The sequence below is a fragment of the Azospirillum agricola genome (assembly GCF_020005195.1).
Taxonomy (GTDB): domain Bacteria; phylum Pseudomonadota; class Alphaproteobacteria; order Azospirillales; family Azospirillaceae; genus Azospirillum; species Azospirillum agricola.
In genome coordinates, this window is the sequence record NZ_JAIFZR010000001.1 from 551367 (window position 1) to 568095 (window position 16729).

A 16729-nucleotide genomic window follows, 5' to 3' on the forward strand; every position below is an offset into this window, starting at 1 on the left:
GGGGACGGGCGGGTCAGCGGATACGGTCGGCCAGGGCCGCCTTGACGGCGGGGCTGGCGTGCAGCGCGCCCAGCACGGCAAGGGAGGCGATGGTGGCGCGGGCAAGTTCGGGGGTGACGTCCGGGGCGATCGTGGCAAGGCCGAGGACACGGATGTCGAGCATCTGCCCGGCCGCCTGCGCCGTCTCCAGATCCGCGCGGCTGAAATGGCGCAGGCCGAGGTCGACGCTCTTGCGCGTCACCGCCTGCCGTACGACGTCGGCGTGCCGGTCGATCTGGTTGCGGATGGCGGTGCGGATGAAGTCGGTGCGGTTCGAATAGAACCCTTCCTCGACCAGGAGATCGACGTGGCCGAGATCGACGTAACCGAGATTGATGGTGATCTTTTCGCTGTCGGCGCTTTTCGGCCGTGTCTCGTGCAAGGCGTTCATGACCAAATCCATCCACAAACCATCTGGTTGGATGGTATGTGGATGGAAATGGGCGCCCGTTCAAGGGGGGCCGTCGTCGACTCGGCCGGCGCCCAGCTGGCGGGCTGCCGGCCGGCTTCGGTTTCCGAAGCCTGGGGAGGGACCGGGCGCCGGCCCTCGGGACGGGCGCCCGGTCCCTCCGCGCCTACACCAGGCCCGCCCGGCTGAAGGGCAGGCTTTGCAGGGGCTGGCCGGTCACCGAGAACACCGCGTTGGCGACCGCCGGCGCCGAGGTCGGGACGCCGGGCTCGCCCGCACCGGTCGGGCGTTCGCGCGACGGCACGATGTGGACCTCGACCGCCGGCATGTCCGACATCCGCATCGGCAGGAAGCTGTCGAAGTTGCTCTGGTCGACGATCCCGTCCGTCATGGTGATCTCGCCGCGCAGCGCGTGGCCGATGCCCCAGCCGGTGCCGCCCTCCATCTGCGCCTTGACGATGTCGGGGTTGATCACCCGGCCGCAATCGATGGCGACGACGACGCGGTCCACCTTCACATGTCCCTTGTCGTCCACCGTCACCTCGGCGACGTGGGCGACGAAGCTGTTGAAGCTCTCATGCACGGCGACGCCGCGCCCCTTGCCCTTGGCCAGCGGCTGGCCCCAGCCGGCCTTCTCCGCCGCCAGTTTCAGCACGCCGGCCAGACGCGGGTGGTCCTTCAGCATCTCCAGCCGGAAGGCCAGCGGGTCCTTGCCCGCCGCCTTGGCGAGCCGGTCGATCATCACCTCCTTGGCGTAGGCGGTGTGGGTGTGGCCGACCGAGCGCCACCACAGGGTCGTCACCGGCGAGGCCGGGCTGTGGGCGTCCACCGCAAGGTTTGGCACGGCGTAGGCCATGTCCGACGCGCCCTCGACCATCGTGGCGTCGACGCCGTCCTTGACCATCACCTTCTCGAACGGCGTGCCGGCCATGAAGCTCTGGCCGACGATGCGCTGGCGCCACGCCACCAGCGTGCCCGCCTTGTCCACCGCCGCCTTGATCCGGTGCAGGAACAGCGGGCGGTAGCGGCCGCCCTGGATGTCGTCCTCGCGGGTCCACACCAGATGCACCGGCGCCTTGCCGTAGGCCTTGGCGACGATCGCCGCCTCGGCGATGTAGTCGGCGGTGGTGGTGGCGCGGCGGCCGAAGCTGCCGCCCGCCCATTGCGTCTCGATCTTCACCTGCTCGGGCGTGCAGCCCAGGATGTGGGCGACGACCATCTGCTCGACGCCCTGGAACTGCGAGCCGGCCCAGATGGTGCAGCCGCCCTCCGGGTTCAGCGCCACCACGGCGTTCAGCGGCTCCATCGGCGCGTGGGCGAGGTAGGGGAAGGTGAACTCCGCCTCGACCACCGTCGCGGCTTCGGCGAACGCCTTGTCGGCGTCGCCCTTGCTGGCGGCGACCGCACCCGCCGTGTCGGCCAGCTTGCGGTAGTCGGCGAGCATCCGCTCGGTGCCGCGCGTCTCCGCCTTGGAATCGTCCCAGGTGATCTTCAGGGCCTCGCGGCCCTTGATCGCGGTCCATGTGTTCTTCGCCAGCACAGCGACGCCGACCGGCAGGGTCAGCACGTCGAGCACGCCGGGGATGGCGCGGGCGGCGGCGTCATCCACGCTCTTCACTGTCCCGCCGAAGCGCGGCGAGCGGGCGAGCACCGCCGTCACCTGCCCCGGCCGGCGGATGTCCATGGCGAAGACCGCGGTGCCGTCGGTCTTGCTGATGTGGTCGAGCCGGTGCAGGTCCGGCCGGCCGATCAGCACGTAATCCTTCGGGTCCTTCAGCGCGACGGTCTGCGGCGCCGGCAGCTTGGCGGCGTCGGTGGCGAGCTCGCCGAAGGTGAAGTTGCGGCCGGACCTGGCGTGGCTGACGACGCCCTTGGCGACCGTGACCTCGCCCGTGGGGACGTTCCAGCGCGCGGCGGCGGTGGCGACCAGCATGGCGCGGGCGGCCGCACCCGCCATGCGCAGCTCGTCCCAGCTGTTGGCGACGGCGGTCGAGCCGCCGGTGCCCTGGATGCCGAAGAAATGGTTGCCGTAGAGCTTGCTGTCGGCCGGGGCGAAGGCGCCGCGCACCTGCGCCCAGTCGGCGTCCAGCTCCTCCGCCACGATGGTGGCCAGCCCGGTGACGATGCCCTGGCCCTTGTCGAGATGCTTGGCCAGCACCGTCACCGTGTTGTCGGGGGCGACGATGACGAAGAGCTGCGGGCGCGGGTCGGCCGGGCCGACGATGCCGGCGGGGGCTGGCCCGGCGGCGAGCGCCGGCAGCGGCACATGGGCGCCCAGCACCAGCGCGCCGCCGCCGATGCCGGCGGCCTTCAGGAAGGAGCGGCGGGAGGGGGCGGCGCGGAAGGCCAGTTCCGGCAGGGCGGTGTCGCGGACGCCGGTTTCCTGGATGCCGTTCCGGGCGGCCTGACGGATCAGATGATGCAGCATGGATCAGGCCCTCATGGTCTGGGCGGCGTCCTTGATGGCCGCCCGGATGCGGATGTAGGTCGCGCAGCGGCAGACGTTGCCGTCCATCGCGGCGTCGATGTCCGCGTCGCTGGGATTCTGGTTGTCGGTGAGCAGCGCCACGGCGCTCATGATCTGGCCCGACTGGCAGTAGCCGCACTGAACGACGTCCAGCTTCCGCCACGCCGCCTGCACGGCCTGCGCCGCCTTGCCGGCCGTTCCCTCGACGGTGGCGACCCCCTCGATGGTGGTGATCCTGGCGTCGGCGCCGAGCGTGCCGACCGGCGTCTGGCAGGCCCGCGTCGGCGCGCCGTCGACATGGACGGTGCAGGCGCCGCACTGGGCGATGCCGCAGCCGAACTTGGTGCCGGTCATGTTGAGTTCGTCCCGCAGGACCCACAGAAGCGGCATGTCGTCGGGAACGTCGACCTGCCGGGGCTGTCCGTTGACGGTGATGGTGATCATGCTTTCGGTCTCTCTCTCCCTGTGCGGGGCCCGTTTCGGTCCCGCCCGCCCGTTTCGGGCATTGCCAACGCTGTCGAAAACGCGAAATCAAGAGGTGCCGTGGTCAGACGCCGTGCGGATGCGGCGCGCGGATCGCCCATTCGGCCGAGGCCGCCGCCGCCAGCGTGACCGCCAGCGACAGGGCCGGCAGCCAGCCGGCGCCGAGCGCCGCGTGGGCGGCCCCGCCCAGCGACGACCCGGCCGCCATCCCGATGTAGATCGCCGAGGAATTCAGCCCGAGCGCCACCGCCGTGCGGTCCCCGGCGAAGCCGACCAGCCGCTTCTGCTGGGGCGTCATCAGCATCAGCGAGAAGACCGCCCAGACGACCATCGCCGCCAGCGCGAGCGGGTAGCTCGGCACCAGCGCCAGCGCCACGAAGGCGAGCGCCAGCCCGGCGAAGGAGAGGCGGATGACGCGGTCCGGTCCGACTCCGTCGGCCATGCGCCCGGCCACCGCGTTGCCGACGACGCCCGAGGCGCCGAACACCAGCAACGCCAGCGACACCTGGTCGGGGCCGCTGCCGAAGCGTTCGGCCAGGAAGGCGGCGAGCAGCGCGTAGGTGACGAACTGCGCCAGCATCTGCAACTGGCTCGCCAGGATGCCGAAGCCGACGCCGCGCCGGGCGAGCAGCGCCACCACGTCGCCCAGCCCGAGCCGGGCGCGGCCGGCGCCGATGCCCGCCGGCACCAGGAAGCGCGCGGCGACGGCGGTCGCCAGGCCCAGCCCGGCGACCAGCAGGAACACGGTCCGCCAGGACAGATGCGCGCCGAGCCACGCGGCCAGCGGCACCCCCAGCACGGTCGCCATGGTCATGCCGCCGAAGACGGTGCCGAGCGCCCGCCCGCGCCGTTCCGCCGGCACCAGCGAGGCCCCGATCGCCGAGGCGGAGGGGCCGACCAGCGCGGCGGCGGCGCCGCTGGCGATGCGGGCGGCGAGCGCCTCGCCGTAGCTGCCGGCCATCCCGGTGGCCGCCGCCCCGCCGGCGAGCAGCACCAGCCCGGCGCCGAGCAGCGTCGGCAGCGGCCAGCGCGTGAGCCACGCCTGGGCCAGCGGTGCGGCGACGGCGAAGGACAGCGCGAAGGCGGTGACCAGCCCGGCCACCGCCCCCGGCGACACGCCGAGGTCGCCGCCCAGCGACTTCAGCACCCCGACCACCGCCAGCGAGGTGACGCCGACCACGAAATAGGCGAGCGCCAGGACCAGCAGCGCCGTGGTCTCGCGCCCGCGCGCGGCGGTCCTGGTGGTGATGGCGTCGCAGGTCATGGAGGGCTGGCGGTTCCTGGCTGTCGACCGGAGGCGTCTGGCGGGGGCGTCTGGCTGGGACTGGACAGACTACGCCGCGTCGCACATCATGAACAAGCTGGGGTGGGTTCATATCGTCATGAGAAGCATTCATAGTCCCGCGCTCGACCTCAACCTGATCAAGGTCTTCGACGCCCTGCTGGAGGCGCGCAGCGTCTCGCGCGCGGCCGACAGCCTGGGAGTCAGCCAGTCGGCGGTCAGCCACGCGCTGGGCCGGCTGCGGGTCATGGTCGGCGACCCGCTGTTCGTGCGCACCGGCAACCGGATGGAGCCGACGCCGCGCGCGCAAAGGCTGGCCGAGCCGCTGCGCGAGCTGCTGCTGGGGGCCGCGCGGGCGCTGTCGGTGGAGGAGACCTTCGACCCCTACCGGGAGGAGCGCAGCTTCACCATCTCGACCTCGGACTCGCTCCAGGCGGTGCTGCTGACCGGGATCCTGCGCGACGCCTGCGCGCTGCGCGTGTCGGTCGCGCTCAAGACGCTGGATCCGGACGCCATGTTCGACGCGCTGGACGACGGCACCATCGACCTCGCCATCGGCTACATGCCCGACGTGCGGCGCTGGCACGACCGGCAGTTCCTCTACGCGGAGAACCATGTCTGCCTGTTCGACCCGGCGCTGGTGCCGCTGACCCCGCCGGTCAGCCTGGAGGACTACACCCGCTACCCGCACCTGATGCCGTCGCTGCGCGGCGGCATGAGCAGCTTCATCGACGACGACCTCCACGCGCTGGGGGCGAAGCGGCGGGTGGCGGCCTCGACCACCCAGTTCCTGGCGATTCCGATGATGCTGACGCAGGCGCCGATGATCTCGACCCTGCCGGCCCGGCTGGCGCATTTCTGCGCGAAGGCCACGGGGCTGGTCACCAGCCCCCTGCCCTTTCCGTCGGAGGATTTCGACGTGTCGATGGCGTGGCACCGGCGGAACGGCGGTTCCCCCTCGCACGGCTGGCTGCGCCAGCGGATCGCCGAGGAGGCGGCGCGGCTGTGAGCGCGAGGGGGGAGCGGGAGGGCGACTGGCTGTCGATGCGGCGCGACGCCGAAAGCGGGATCGAGACGATCCGCGCCCATTTCAAGGGCCATGCCTACGAGCTGCACGACCACGACGACGTGCTGGTCGGCGTCACCGAACAGGGGGTGCAGGAGTTCCGCTGCCGCCGCCGGCTCCACACCAGCACGCCCGGCCGCGCCATCCTGATCGAGCCCGGCGAGCTGCATGACGGCCACAGCCCGCGCGACGCCGGCTTCACCTACGCCATGCTCTATCTGCCGCAGCGCCTCGTCGCGGCGCGGCTGGAGGCGCTGCGCGGCGCCGGGATGCCGTCCGCGACCGATCTGGGCTTCCGCGACACGCTGGCCGACGACCCGGTGCTGGCGCGGACGATCCACGCCGCCTTCCTGGCCGTGCATGGGGCGGAGGGGCGGTTGGCCCGCGACCTCGCCGTCGACCGTCTGGTGGCGCGGCTCGCCGGCCACGCCGCCGCGCCGCGCCCGGCGACGGCGCGGCGGCCGCAGCCGGCCGCAAGCCGCGCCCGCGAGGCGCTGCACGCCCGCATGGCCGAGGATGTCGGGCTGGACGATCTGGCGGGGGTGGCCGGAACCGACCGCTTCCGCCTGAACCGGGCTTTCCGCGAGGCCTTCGGCCTGTCGCCCCACGCCTATCTGGTGCGGCTGCGCCTGAAGGCGGCGCGGCGGATGCTGGCGGCGGGCGAGGCGCCGGCGGCGGTGGCGGCCGGTGTGGGCTTCGCCGACCAGAGCCATCTGGGCCGCTGGTTCCGCCGCGCCTACGGCATGACGCCCGCCGCCTACCGCCGGATCTGCACAAACGTTCCAGACTGAGGAGCCGGCGGCGGGCAGGCTGCCGGGCGAAGGAGACCACGCCCATGCCCGACGCCCGGCACGACACCGACCATGACGCCATGCCCGCCCCCACCCCCGCCCCTGGCCCCGCTGTCCGCTTCGACAGTAAGGTGGCCCTCGTCATCCGCTCCGACCTCGCCGTCTGGCAGAAGCTCAACGTTGCGGCCTTTCTCGCCACCGGGATTGCCGCGGCGGTGCCCGAGGCGATCGGGGAGCCCTATGTCGACGCCGCCGGCCGCGCCTATGGCCGGATGCTCGGCCAGCCGGTCATGATCTTCGCCGCCGACCGGGCCGGTCTCCAGTCCGTGCAGCGGGAGGCGGCGGCGCGCGGTCTGACGATGATCCCCTATGTGGCGGCGATGTTCGCCACCGGCCACGACGCGGCCAACCGCGCGGTCTTCGCGGCGGAGAATCCGGAGGACGCCGATTGGGTCGGGCTCGCCCTGCACGGGTCCAGGAAGGCGGTGGACAAGGCGGTGAAGGGCCTTGCCCTGCACGGGTGACGGACCGCCCCTACTCTTCCCGGCGCGGCGTCTTGGTGAGCTGGGCGATGTAGATGCGGGCCAGCGATTTCAGGATCGGCGGCATCGAGGACAGCACCTCGTCGAAGCTCCGCTTGTCGATGACCTCGCAGATCGACCCGGCGGTCGCGGTCACCGTCACATTCGGCACCCGGCCGGTCAGCAGGAAGATCTCGCCGAAGAGCTGGCCGGGGCCGAAGGACGCGATCTCCTCCCCTTGCGTCCCGTAGCCGCGCCGCACGCCGACCCGGCCGGACTGGATCAGATAGGCGGCGGTCGCCGGTTCGTTCGGGCTGTAGAAGACGAAGCCCTCGCGGAACATGCGGCGGTCGACCACCTTCTGGAAGGAGGTGGTGGAGCGGAAATCCACCGGCTTGCCGACCCGTGGCGTCGGTGGCAGGCCGTAGTCGCGGCGGATCGCCGCGATCAGCCCCTGCAACACGTAGGAGGCCAGCGGCGGGCTGCGCTTCAGCAGCCCCTGGAAGGCGTCGCGCGTCACCTCGACGCAGACGACCTCGGTCAGGGAGCGCACGGTGGCGCTGCGCTCGCCGTCGTCGATCAGCGCCATCTCCCCGACCACCGCGCCCTTGCCGACGGTTCCCAGGCGGCGGGTGCCGGCCGGCGTCTCCAGCAGGATCTCCAGCTCCCCGGCCTCGATCAGCCAGGCCCGGTCGCCCCGCTCGCCCTGCCGCATGAAGACCATGTTGGCGGGGACGGAATGGCGCTTCGGGCCTGGGGTGTCGGACGTCGACATGGAATTCTCGCGAAGGGGCGCTGGCGGTCGCATGGCCGGGGGGCTTGCCGCGTCGTGACAGCGAGCCATGAAAGCAGCGGACGCGCAACGGCGTTTTTCCCGGACCTCGACCAACAATGCCGCGTCGCGGTGGGCGGCAACCTGTGTGTGAAGGCCTTGGTGCCCATGCGCCTTCCTGGTTACACTGCGCTTTCCCGCCTCCGGAGCCGCGCCATGGCCGACACCCCCGCCTTTCCGAAAGACTTTCTTTGGGGGGCCTCGACCTCCGCCTACCAGATCGAGGGCGGGGCCGACGCGGACGGGCGGGCGCCGAGCATCTGGGACAGCTTCTGCCGGCTGAAGGGCCGGGTCGACAACGGCGAAAGCGGCGACGTCGCCTGCGACCACTACCACCGCATGCCCGAGGACGTCGCCCTGATGCGGGATCTCGGGCTCCAGGCCTACCGCTTCTCGGTGTCCTGGCCGCGGGTGCTGCCGCGCGGGCGCGGGGCGCCGAACGACAAGGGACTCGACTTCTACGACCGGCTGATCGACCGGCTGCTGGAGCACGGCATCGAGCCGTGGCTCTGCCTCTACCATTGGGACCTGCCGCAGGCGCTGCACGACCTCGGCGGCTGGTCGTCGCGCGACAGCGCCGGCTGGTTCGCCGACTACGCCGCGCTGTGCGCCCGGCGCTACGGCGACCGGGTGAAGCGCTGGGCGACCTTCAACGAATTCTCGGTCTTCACGCTGTTCGGCTACGCCTTCGGCTGGGGCGCGCCCAGCATCGCCGACCGGGCGACGCATCTGGCGGTGATCCACCACGTCAACCTCGCCCACGGCGCCGGTGTGGACACGCTGCGCGCTCTCGTGCCGGGGGCCTCCATCGGCGCGGTCCACAGCGTGCAGCCGATGCGCCCCGAATCCGGCCCCTCCGGATTTGCCCGCCCGGAGGACATCGAGGCCGCCGCCCTGTTCGACGAGCATTGGAATTGGGCCTTCCCCGACCCGCAGATCCGCGCCCATTACCCGCCGCGCATCGCCGCCGCCATCGAGCCCTTCGTGAAGCCCGGCGACATGGCCCGCATCGCCCGCCCGCTCGACTGGTTCGGCCTGAACCATTACGCCCCGGTCTATGGCCGCCGCGACGACAGCCTGATCTGGGGCTTCGGCTTCGGCTCGCCGCCGCCGGAGATGCCGCGCACCGACATCGGCTGGCCCTACGACCCCGGCGCCTTCCGCGACACGCTGCTCGACCTGACCCGGCGCTACCGCCTGCCGGTCTACGTCACCGAGAACGGCTTCGGCACCAAGGCCGACGAGGCGCCGGACGCCACAGGCCGGGTCGTCGACGGCGCCCGCGTGGCCTATCTGCGCGACTACACCGGCGCCATGGCCGAGGCGCTCGCCGCCGGGGCCGACGTGCGCGGCTATTTCGCGTGGTCGCTGCTCGACAATTTCGAATGGGGCGGCGGCTACGGCACGCGGTTCGGCCTCGTCCGCGTCGACTACGGGACCCAGGCCCGCATCCCCAAGGAATCGGCGCGCTGGTACGCCGGCCTGATCCGCGCCAACTCGATCAGCGGGGCTGGCGAACAGGGGTAGCCTTTTCGCATAGCCGGCAAATCGGCGCATGGGTTTTGCGGATTCGGCGCGATTGCGGAATGTTCGTTCCGCGAATCATCCTTTTGCTCCCACAACGCGCAAAATCATTCGCGGTCCAGCGGCGCACACTCGGTCCAAGAGCAGGAAGATCCTGGGGAACCGAGGAAACGCACCATGGACGGCATGCCCAATGGCGGCCTGTTTGGCGAACCCGCCGACATCGACCACAGCTACCGCCTGGACGACCGCTACACCCGCACCGAGGGGCAGGTCTACCTGTCCGGCACCCAAGCGCTGGTGCGGCTGCTGCTGCTCCAGGCCGAGCGCGACCGCCGGGCGGGGCTGAACACCGCCGGCTTCGTCAGCGGCTACCGCGGCTCACCGCTCGGCGGGCTGGACCAGGCGCTGTGGCAGGCGCGCCCGCATCTCGACCGCTGCGCCATCACCTTCCAGCCCGGCATCAACGAGGATCTCGGCGCCACCGCCGTGATGGGCAGCCAGCAGGTCGAGGCGTCGGGCGAGGCGACGGTCGATGGCGTCTTCGGCCTGTGGTATGGCAAGGGGCCGGGGGTGGACCGCGCCGGCGACGCGCTGAGGCACGCCAACGCCTACGGCACCTCGCCGCGCGGCGGGGTGCTGGCGGTCGCCGGGGACGACCATGGCTGCGTGTCGTCCAGCATGCCGCACCAGAGCGACCTCGCCATGATCGCGTGGTCGATGCCGGTGCTGAACCCGGCGGGGGTGCGCGAGTATCTCGACTTCGGGCTCTACGGTTACGCGCTGTCGCGTTTTTCCGGCTGCTGGGTCGGCTTCAAGGCGATCTCGGAGAGCGTGGAAAGCTCGGCCACCGTCCGCGTCCCCTCGCTCGACACCCCCTTCCTTCCGGTGGCGTTCACGCCGCCGCCCGGCGGCCTGCACCAGCGCTGGCCCGACCTGCCCAGCCTGCGCATCGAGGAACGTCTGGCCGCCAAGATCGCGGCGGTGAAGGCCTTCGCCCGCGTCAACCGCATCGACCGGACGATGCTGGGGCAGGGGCGGGGCGGCTGGCTGCGCGTCGTCACCACCGGCAAGGCGCATCTCGACCTGATGGAGGCGTTGCGCCTGCTCCGCATCGGCGAACGGGAGGCGGTGGAGATCGGGCTGTCGGTCCACAAGATCGGCCTGTCCTGGCCGCTGGAGCCGGAAGGCGCGCTGGCCATGGCGCGCGGGGCCGAGGAGATCCTGGTCGTCGAGGAGAAGGCTCCGGTCGTCGAGGGCCAGCTCAAGGATCTGCTCTACCACCTCCCGGACGGCGAGCGCCCGCGCGCCCTGGTCGGCAAGACCGACGAACTGGGCGCGCCGCTGCTGCCCGCGACCGGCGAGCTGCGCCCCTGGATCGTCGCCAAGGCGCTGGTGGAGCGCATCCGCCACCGCTTCCCGGAGCGCGACCTCTCAAGCCGTCTGGCCGATCTGCTGCCGGCCGAGGCCCTGCCCGCTCCGGCGGCGGCGCGCACGCCCTATTTCTGCTCCGGCTGCCCGCACAACAGCTCCACCCGCGTGCCGGAGGGCAGCAAGGCGATGGCCGGGATCGGTTGCCACTTCATGGCCTCCTGGATGGACCGGGAGACGGTCGGCCTCGCCCAGATGGGCGGCGAGGGGGTGGGCTGGATCGGGCAGGCGCCCTTCTCCAAACGCCCGCATGTGTTCCAGAATCTTGGCGAGGGCACCTATTACCATTCCGGCCTGCTGGCGATCCGGCAGGCGGTCGCCGCCAAGGTCAACATCACCTACAAGATCCTTTACAACGACGCCGTGGCCATGACCGGCGGCCAGCCGGTGGACGGCCCGCTTCCGGTCGATGCCCTGACCCGCCAGTTGAGCGCCGAGGGCATCGCCCGCATCGCCCTGGTCAGCGACGCGCCGGAGAAATACGACCGCCGCTCCGGCCTCGCCCCCTTCACCACCGTGCACCACCGCGACGAGCTGGACGCCGTCCAGCGCGAACTGCGGGAGATTCCCGGCGTCACCGCCCTGGTCTACGAGCAGACCTGCGCCGCCGAGAAGCGCCGCCGCCGCAAGCGCGGCAGCCTGCCCGACCCGGCCCGCCGGGTGGTGATCAACGATCTGGTCTGCGAGGGCTGCGGCGACTGCGGCCACAAGTCGAACTGCCTGTCGGTGCAGCCCAAACCCACCGAGTTCGGGGTGAAGCGGCAGATCGACCAGTCGAGCTGCAACAAGGATTATTCCTGCGTCGAGGGCTTCTGCCCCAGCTTCGTGTCGGTGATGGGCGGGACCTTGCGCAGGCCGGACCCCGACGCGGTGGCGGCGCGCTTCAGGGACGCGCTGGCCGACCTGCCGCACCCGCTGCGCGGCCTGGGCGACGACCCGGCGGAAATTCTGATCGTCGGCGTCGGCGGCACCGGGGTCGTCACCATCGGCGCGCTGCTCGCCATGGCGGCGCATCTGGAGGGCAAGGCGGCGTCGGTGCTCGACTTCATGGGCTTCGCGCAGAAGGGGGGCGCGGTCTACAGCTACCTGCGGGTGGCGCGCGACGCGACGCGGCTGAACCAGGCGCGCATCGACCCGAAACGGGCGCAGCTCGTGCTCGCCTGCGACGCGGTGGTCGCCGCCTCGCCGGACGCCCTGCGCACGGTGGCTCCGGGGCGGACGCGGGTGGTCGCCAACGCCCATGTGACGCCGACCGGCGCCTTCACCCGCGACGGCTCCGCGCTGCCCGACGGCGCCGCCCTGCTGCGTTCCCTGCGCCGCGTCGCCGGGGATGACCGGGTGGAGGCGGTGGACGCCAACCGGCTGGCGACCGCGCTGTTCGGCGACAGCATCCTCGCCAACGTCTTCCTGATGGGCTTCGCCTTCCAGAAGGGGCTGCTGCCGGTCGGGCTGGCGGCGCTGGACCGCGCCATCGAACTGAACGGCACCGGTGTCGCCGCCAACCGGCACGCCTTCGCCTTCGGCCGGCTGGCCGCCCACCGTCCCGAAGCGCTGGCGGCGCTCGGCGCCGGGGAGGACGCGCCGGCCACCGATCTGCCGGCCACCGATCTGTCGACCGTCGTCGAGCGCCGCGCCGTCTTCCTGACCGGCTACCAGGACGCGGCCTACGCCGGCCGCTACCGCGCGCTGGTCGAGCGGGTGCGGCGGGCGGAGGAGCGGGTCGCCCCCGGTTCGACCGCGCTGGCCGTGGCGGTGGCACGCGGCGCCTTCAAGCTCATGGCCTGCAAGGACGAGTACGAGGTCGCCCGGCTGCACAGCGATCCGGCCTTCCGCAAAAGCCTGGCGGAACGGTTCGAAGGCGATTGGAAACCCGTCTTCCATCTGGCCCCGCCGCTGCTGTCGTCCGGGGTGAATTCGGCGGGCGAGCCGCGCAAGATGGCGTTCGGCGCCTGGATCCTGCCGGTGTTCCGGGGGCTGGCGGCGCTGAAGGGGTTGCGCGGAACGGCGTTCGACCCCTTCGGCCACACGGCGGAACGCCGCATGGAGCGCGCGCTGATCGCCCGCTACGAGGCGACGGTGGCGGAGATCGTCGAGAGGCTGTCGGCGGAGACACTGGCGACCGCCGTCGAGTTGGCGGCGCTGCCGCTGGAGATCCGCGGCTTCGGGCCGGTCAAGCAGCGCGCGCTGGAGGCGGTGGAGCCGCGCTGGCGCGCTCTGGAGGAACGGCTGCGTGGCGGCGGGCTGGCGAAGGCGGCCTGATCCGCCGGTTCGACAAACCGCTTGGCAGGGCGGTGGCTCCGCGCTATGGTCGCCGCCATGCAACACGCGCTCCGCACCGCTCCTTCGGGCTCGTCCCGATATTTTGGCCGCTGGTTTCCGCCGGCGGCCTAGGATCGCGCACTCGTTGCACCATCCCGAAGCCGCCCGGACCCCGAGGCGGCTTTCGTGTTTGTGACCTTCACGCGGCACATCGATCGAAGCGATCACGGGATCTCCGGGCGGCCTCACCAGCCAGAAGAGGTTTTCCCATGTTCGATTTCGATGTTGTGACCGGCCCCACCCAGCCGCCCCAGCCCCAGGCCGCCGAACCGGTCCCGCCCGCCCTTCCGGCGTCGGACGCCGCGACCCGGAACGCCCGGAGCCCGGAGCCGGCCCAGGCGTCGTGAAGGCGTCGTGACGGTTCCGTTCCGGGCCGTTTCAAAGGACTTTCATCTTTTTCGCGCAGGAGCAGCCCGCCTCGCCCGTATTCCCCTGTGCAGGCAGGTCCTGCGGGACGGGAGCGGCGGGTTTCCTGTCGGAACGGGAAGGGTGACGGGCCATGGCGAGCGATGCGGTTTCCAGCGTCAACTCGATGGTGTCGAGCCTCAACGCCTCGATCGCCAACGCGCTGTCGGCGATCCAGGCCCAGCAGAGCACGACCTCGGCCGACGAGGTGCAGACCTATGAGAAGTCCGTCAAGAAATCGACGCTGACCAACGCCGGCGCGGCGACCGACATCGGCGTCCTGGCCAGGAACACCACCCGCCTGAACGTCGCCAGCACCCTGGCGGCGAACGATCCCGTCGATTTCTACAAGTTCAAGGTCACCAGCAAGGGCGAGGCGACGTTGGGCGAGGTCGGCGACGAGGGTGTGCGCGTGCAGCTTCTGTCGCGGCTGGGCAGCGTGCTGGCCGACAGCAACGCGGAGTCCGGCAAGGATTACGAGAATTACCAAGCCCTTCAAAAAGGCGAGATGACCCTCGACAAGGGCGACTACACCCTGCGCGTCACCCGCGACAAGGGCGTGTCGGCGCGCGAGGACAAGAACTACGCCCTCCAGCTCGTGATGGGTGGCTACAGCCAGGATTACGACACGGTCGCCAAGCAACCGGCCAAGGGCGACAGCCCGTTCCAGCTGTCCACCGGTCAGCAGTCGATGCTGGACGGCCTGAATTCGGCGATCAGCTCGGCGAACTCCATCACCTACGGGCAGACCGGCACGGAAAAGCTGATGGGCAGCTTCAGCCTGTTCGTCTGACCCCGGGCTTTCTTCTCCGGGCTTTCTTCCGCTGGTCCTGCCGACGGACCGGATGCTATGACGCGTCTTCCTCCACCACCCGCCGGAGACGAGTCCGATGCCGTCCGTCACCCTGCTGACCCCCGCCGACGGGCACCGCGTTCCCTGGCGCAACGGGCTGGGCCTGACCACCGAGATCGCGGTCGAGCCGCTGGAGGGGGGCGATCGTTTTCTATGGCGGGTCAGCGTCGCCGACGTGGCCGCCTCCGGCCCCTTCTCGGCCTTTCCCGGCTACGACCGGCTGATCGCCGTGGTCGAGGGGGAGGGAATGCGGCTGACGGTGGACGGCGGCACCCCGGTGGAGCGCCGCCGGATGGAGCCGGCCTTCGCCTTCCCCGGCGAGGCGGCGGTGGGCTGCGCCCTGCTGGGCGGGCCGATCCGCGATTTCAACCTGATGCTCGACCGTGCCGCGGCCGGCGGGTCGGTGACGATGCTGGCCGGCGGCACGGCGCACCAGGCCTCGGGAGACGCCGTGCTGGTCCATGGTCTGGCCGGAACCCTGACGGTGACTCCCGAGGGCGGCGACGCGGTCGCGGTTCCCGCCGGCCATAGCGCCCTGCTGCGCGGGACGGCGGCCGTCGCCGTTCCGGCCGGTGCCGAGGGCGTCTGCGCCGAAGTGCGGCGGCGCGGCTGACGCGTTTTCCCTCAGCCCGGATTTTCGTTCAGCCCGAAATGGGCTGCACGGGGGGAAGCGCTGCGGCTTCGTAGCGCATCGCCTGCCCGCGCCCTCCGCGCTTCGCGGCGTAGAGGGCCTGGTCGGCGTAGCGCAGGACCGTGCCGAGATCCGGATCGTCCGCCGGCCACAGCGCGATGCCGACGCTGCACCCGACCTGGACGGGCAGCCCCTCCGCCGTCATCGGCAGCGACAGGGTCTGGATGATCCGGTTGGCGACCTCCAGCGGCAACCGGGTCCGTCCGGCGTCCGGCATGGCCAGCAGCACCAGGAACTCGTCGCCGCCGAGACGGACCGCGATGTCGCCGTCGCGCACGCATTGGGCGAGCCGGGCGGCGACCTGTTCGAGGACGGCGTCGCCGACATGGTGGCCGTGCTGGTCGTTGACCGGCTTGAAGCCGTCGAGGTCGATGCACAGGGCGGCCAGGGCCGGCGGTTCGCCACCGGGAGGCGCCTCGGCCAGCCGCTCCATATGGGCGTCGAGGAAGCGGCGGTTGGCGAGGCCGGTCAGCGAATCCTTGAAGGCGATGGCGCGCAGCGTCCGGCCCATGCTGCGCACCGCCCGCACCGCGTCGCCGATCTCGCTGGTCTGGATAGGGGCCGGCGCGCAGGGATGGCGGGCGTCGAACTCCATCGTGGACAGGCGCTTGGCCGACCGCTTGAGGTCGCGCAGCCCGCGCAGGACCAGGATGTCCAGCAGGAACCAGACGCCGACGACGATGACCAGCACCACGACGGCCATGACCCCGCCGCTCCACAGCAGCTTGCGGTCGAGGTCAGCCAGGATGGTGGCGCGTGGAACGCCGACCGCGATGAGCCCGCCGGTTTCCCCCAGCGCCGCGAAGCCGATGATGCGGGAAACGCCATCCAGGCCGGGGGCTTCGATGACGCCCTGCGACCGGCCCGCCATGCTCAGGGTCAGGGGGTGATCGGCCATCGACCGGCCGGGGGGAAGGGCGTGGGTGTCGGGCACGCGGACCAGCACCGTTCTGCGTGAATCGAACAGCGTCACCGCCCCGCCCGACGTGTGGGCCGCCTCCCTGGCGATGCCCTCCAGCCAGTTCAGGTCGATGCCGGTCAGCAACAGGCGCTCGACCTTTCCATCGACGTCCAGGAGCGGCAGGGCGGCGGTCACCACCGGCCGCCCGCTGACCAGACCGATGCGGAAGTCGCTGGTCGCGAAGGCTCTGGTGGCCAGCGCCTTGCCGAAATACTCCTGTTCGGCCACCCGCGCGACCGGGGTGTCGCCGTGGGTGCTGCACCGGAGAGTCCCGTCGGGGGTGGCGACGGCGAAGCCGACGCTCCAGGGGTACAGCGCCGCCGCCTGGCGGAGGAGCGGCGCGCAGAGCATGGGATCCGCTCGCCTCACCTCGGGCACCAGGGCCAGCAGCCGCAGCGTGCCGCGCACCTGCTCGACGATGTCGGTCTGCTGCTGCGCCCCCCGCTGGGCCAGCTGAAGAACCTCCCGGCGGGCGTCCTCAAGCTTGTCCTGTCTCTGCTGGAGGAAGAGCACGGCGCCCAATGCAATCAAGGGAAGAAGCGCAATTACAATAAAGATTTCCAACCTCGCGCGAAGCCCTGCGCGCGACCATGCCCGTTGAAAAGGCACCGCTGTGCGGCGAAGACTCATGCCGACCTTCACATTTCCCGAACCG

General features: G+C 71.4%; 13 protein-coding genes. 7 read left to right on the forward strand and 6 right to left on the reverse strand.

The genetic code is table 11. The annotated features are described in order from the left end of the window. Positions 1–13: 13 nt before the first annotated feature. From JN22_RS02315 to JN22_RS02330, 4 genes are all read right to left on the reverse strand, one after another. Positions 14–430 carry a CopG family transcriptional regulator gene (locus tag JN22_RS02315; RefSeq protein ID WP_223677522.1) on the reverse strand — a complete coding sequence of 139 codons (417 nt, stop codon included), beginning with the start codon at positions 428–430 and terminating at the stop codon, positions 14–16. A gap of 184 nt (positions 431–614) precedes the next feature. Continuing rightward, complete coding sequence (locus JN22_RS02320) at positions 615–2876, reverse strand: xanthine dehydrogenase family protein molybdopterin-binding subunit (protein ID WP_085552345.1); 2262 nt, start codon at positions 2874–2876, stop codon at positions 615–617. A gap of 3 nt (positions 2877–2879) precedes the next feature. Continuing rightward, a complete protein-coding gene (locus tag JN22_RS02325) occupies positions 2880–3359 on the reverse strand; it encodes a (2Fe-2S)-binding protein (protein ID WP_085552346.1) in 480 nt (159 codons plus the stop codon). A 103-nt stretch (positions 3360–3462) separates the two neighbouring features. Then, positions 3463–4662, reverse strand: a complete 1200-nt coding sequence (locus tag JN22_RS02330) for an MFS transporter (RefSeq protein ID WP_085552347.1) — start codon at positions 4660–4662, stop codon at positions 3463–3465. On the opposite strand from JN22_RS02330, the gene JN22_RS02335 reads away from it, so the two are divergent. The 3 genes from JN22_RS02335 to JN22_RS02345 are packed head-to-tail and all read left to right on the forward strand — an operon-like array spanning position 4610 to position 7061. Further along, entirely contained in the window at positions 4610–5689 is a 1080-nt protein-coding gene (locus JN22_RS02335) for a LysR family transcriptional regulator (protein ID WP_223677523.1), read from the forward strand. The genes JN22_RS02330 and JN22_RS02335 overlap by 53 nt on opposite strands. Then, positions 5686–6537 (forward strand): AraC family transcriptional regulator, encoded by an 852-nt coding sequence (locus JN22_RS02340; protein WP_223677524.1) that lies wholly within the window; start codon positions 5686–5688, stop codon positions 6535–6537. The genes JN22_RS02335 and JN22_RS02340 overlap by 4 nt, the downstream gene beginning before the upstream one ends. Before the next feature lie 44 nt (positions 6538–6581). Continuing rightward, positions 6582–7061, forward strand: a complete 480-nt coding sequence (locus tag JN22_RS02345) for a DUF2000 domain-containing protein (protein ID WP_223677525.1) — start codon at positions 6582–6584, stop codon at positions 7059–7061. A gap of 10 nt (positions 7062–7071) precedes the next feature. Here the strand turns inward: JN22_RS02345 and JN22_RS02350 are convergent, their stop codons facing one another. Further along, positions 7072–7833 (reverse strand): cyclic nucleotide-binding domain-containing protein, encoded by a 762-nt coding sequence (locus JN22_RS02350; protein ID WP_085552349.1) that lies wholly within the window; start codon positions 7831–7833, stop codon positions 7072–7074. A gap of 213 nt (positions 7834–8046) precedes the next feature. Here JN22_RS02350 and JN22_RS02355 point away from each other — a divergent pair, with 213 nt between their 5' ends. The 4 genes from JN22_RS02355 to JN22_RS02370 all read left to right on the forward strand — a co-directional run bounded on the left by JN22_RS02355 (position 8047) and on the right by JN22_RS02370 (position 15035). Further along, positions 8047–9417, forward strand: a complete 1371-nt coding sequence (locus JN22_RS02355) for a GH1 family beta-glucosidase (protein ID WP_085552350.1) — start codon at positions 8047–8049, stop codon at positions 9415–9417. Between the two features lie 174 nt (positions 9418–9591). Then, positions 9592–13104 (forward strand): indolepyruvate ferredoxin oxidoreductase family protein, encoded by a 3513-nt coding sequence (locus JN22_RS02360; protein ID WP_085552351.1) that lies wholly within the window; start codon positions 9592–9594, stop codon positions 13102–13104. A gap of 559 nt (positions 13105–13663) precedes the next feature. After that, on the forward strand, positions 13664–14362 hold the full coding sequence (locus JN22_RS02365; protein ID WP_085552352.1) for a hypothetical protein: 699 nt from the start codon (positions 13664–13666) through the stop codon (positions 14360–14362). Between the two features lie 97 nt (positions 14363–14459). Beyond that, positions 14460–15035: a HutD/Ves family protein gene (locus JN22_RS02370; RefSeq protein WP_085552353.1), complete on the forward strand. Its 576-nt coding sequence runs from the start codon at positions 14460–14462 to the stop codon at positions 15033–15035. 28 nt (positions 15036–15063) lie between these two features. On the opposite strand, the gene JN22_RS35130 is transcribed toward JN22_RS02370, so the two are convergent. After that, positions 15064–16587 carry a sensor domain-containing diguanylate cyclase gene (locus tag JN22_RS35130; protein ID WP_223677526.1) on the reverse strand — a complete coding sequence of 508 codons (1524 nt, stop codon included), beginning with the start codon at positions 16585–16587 and terminating at the stop codon, positions 15064–15066. Positions 16588–16729 lie beyond the last annotated feature (142 nt).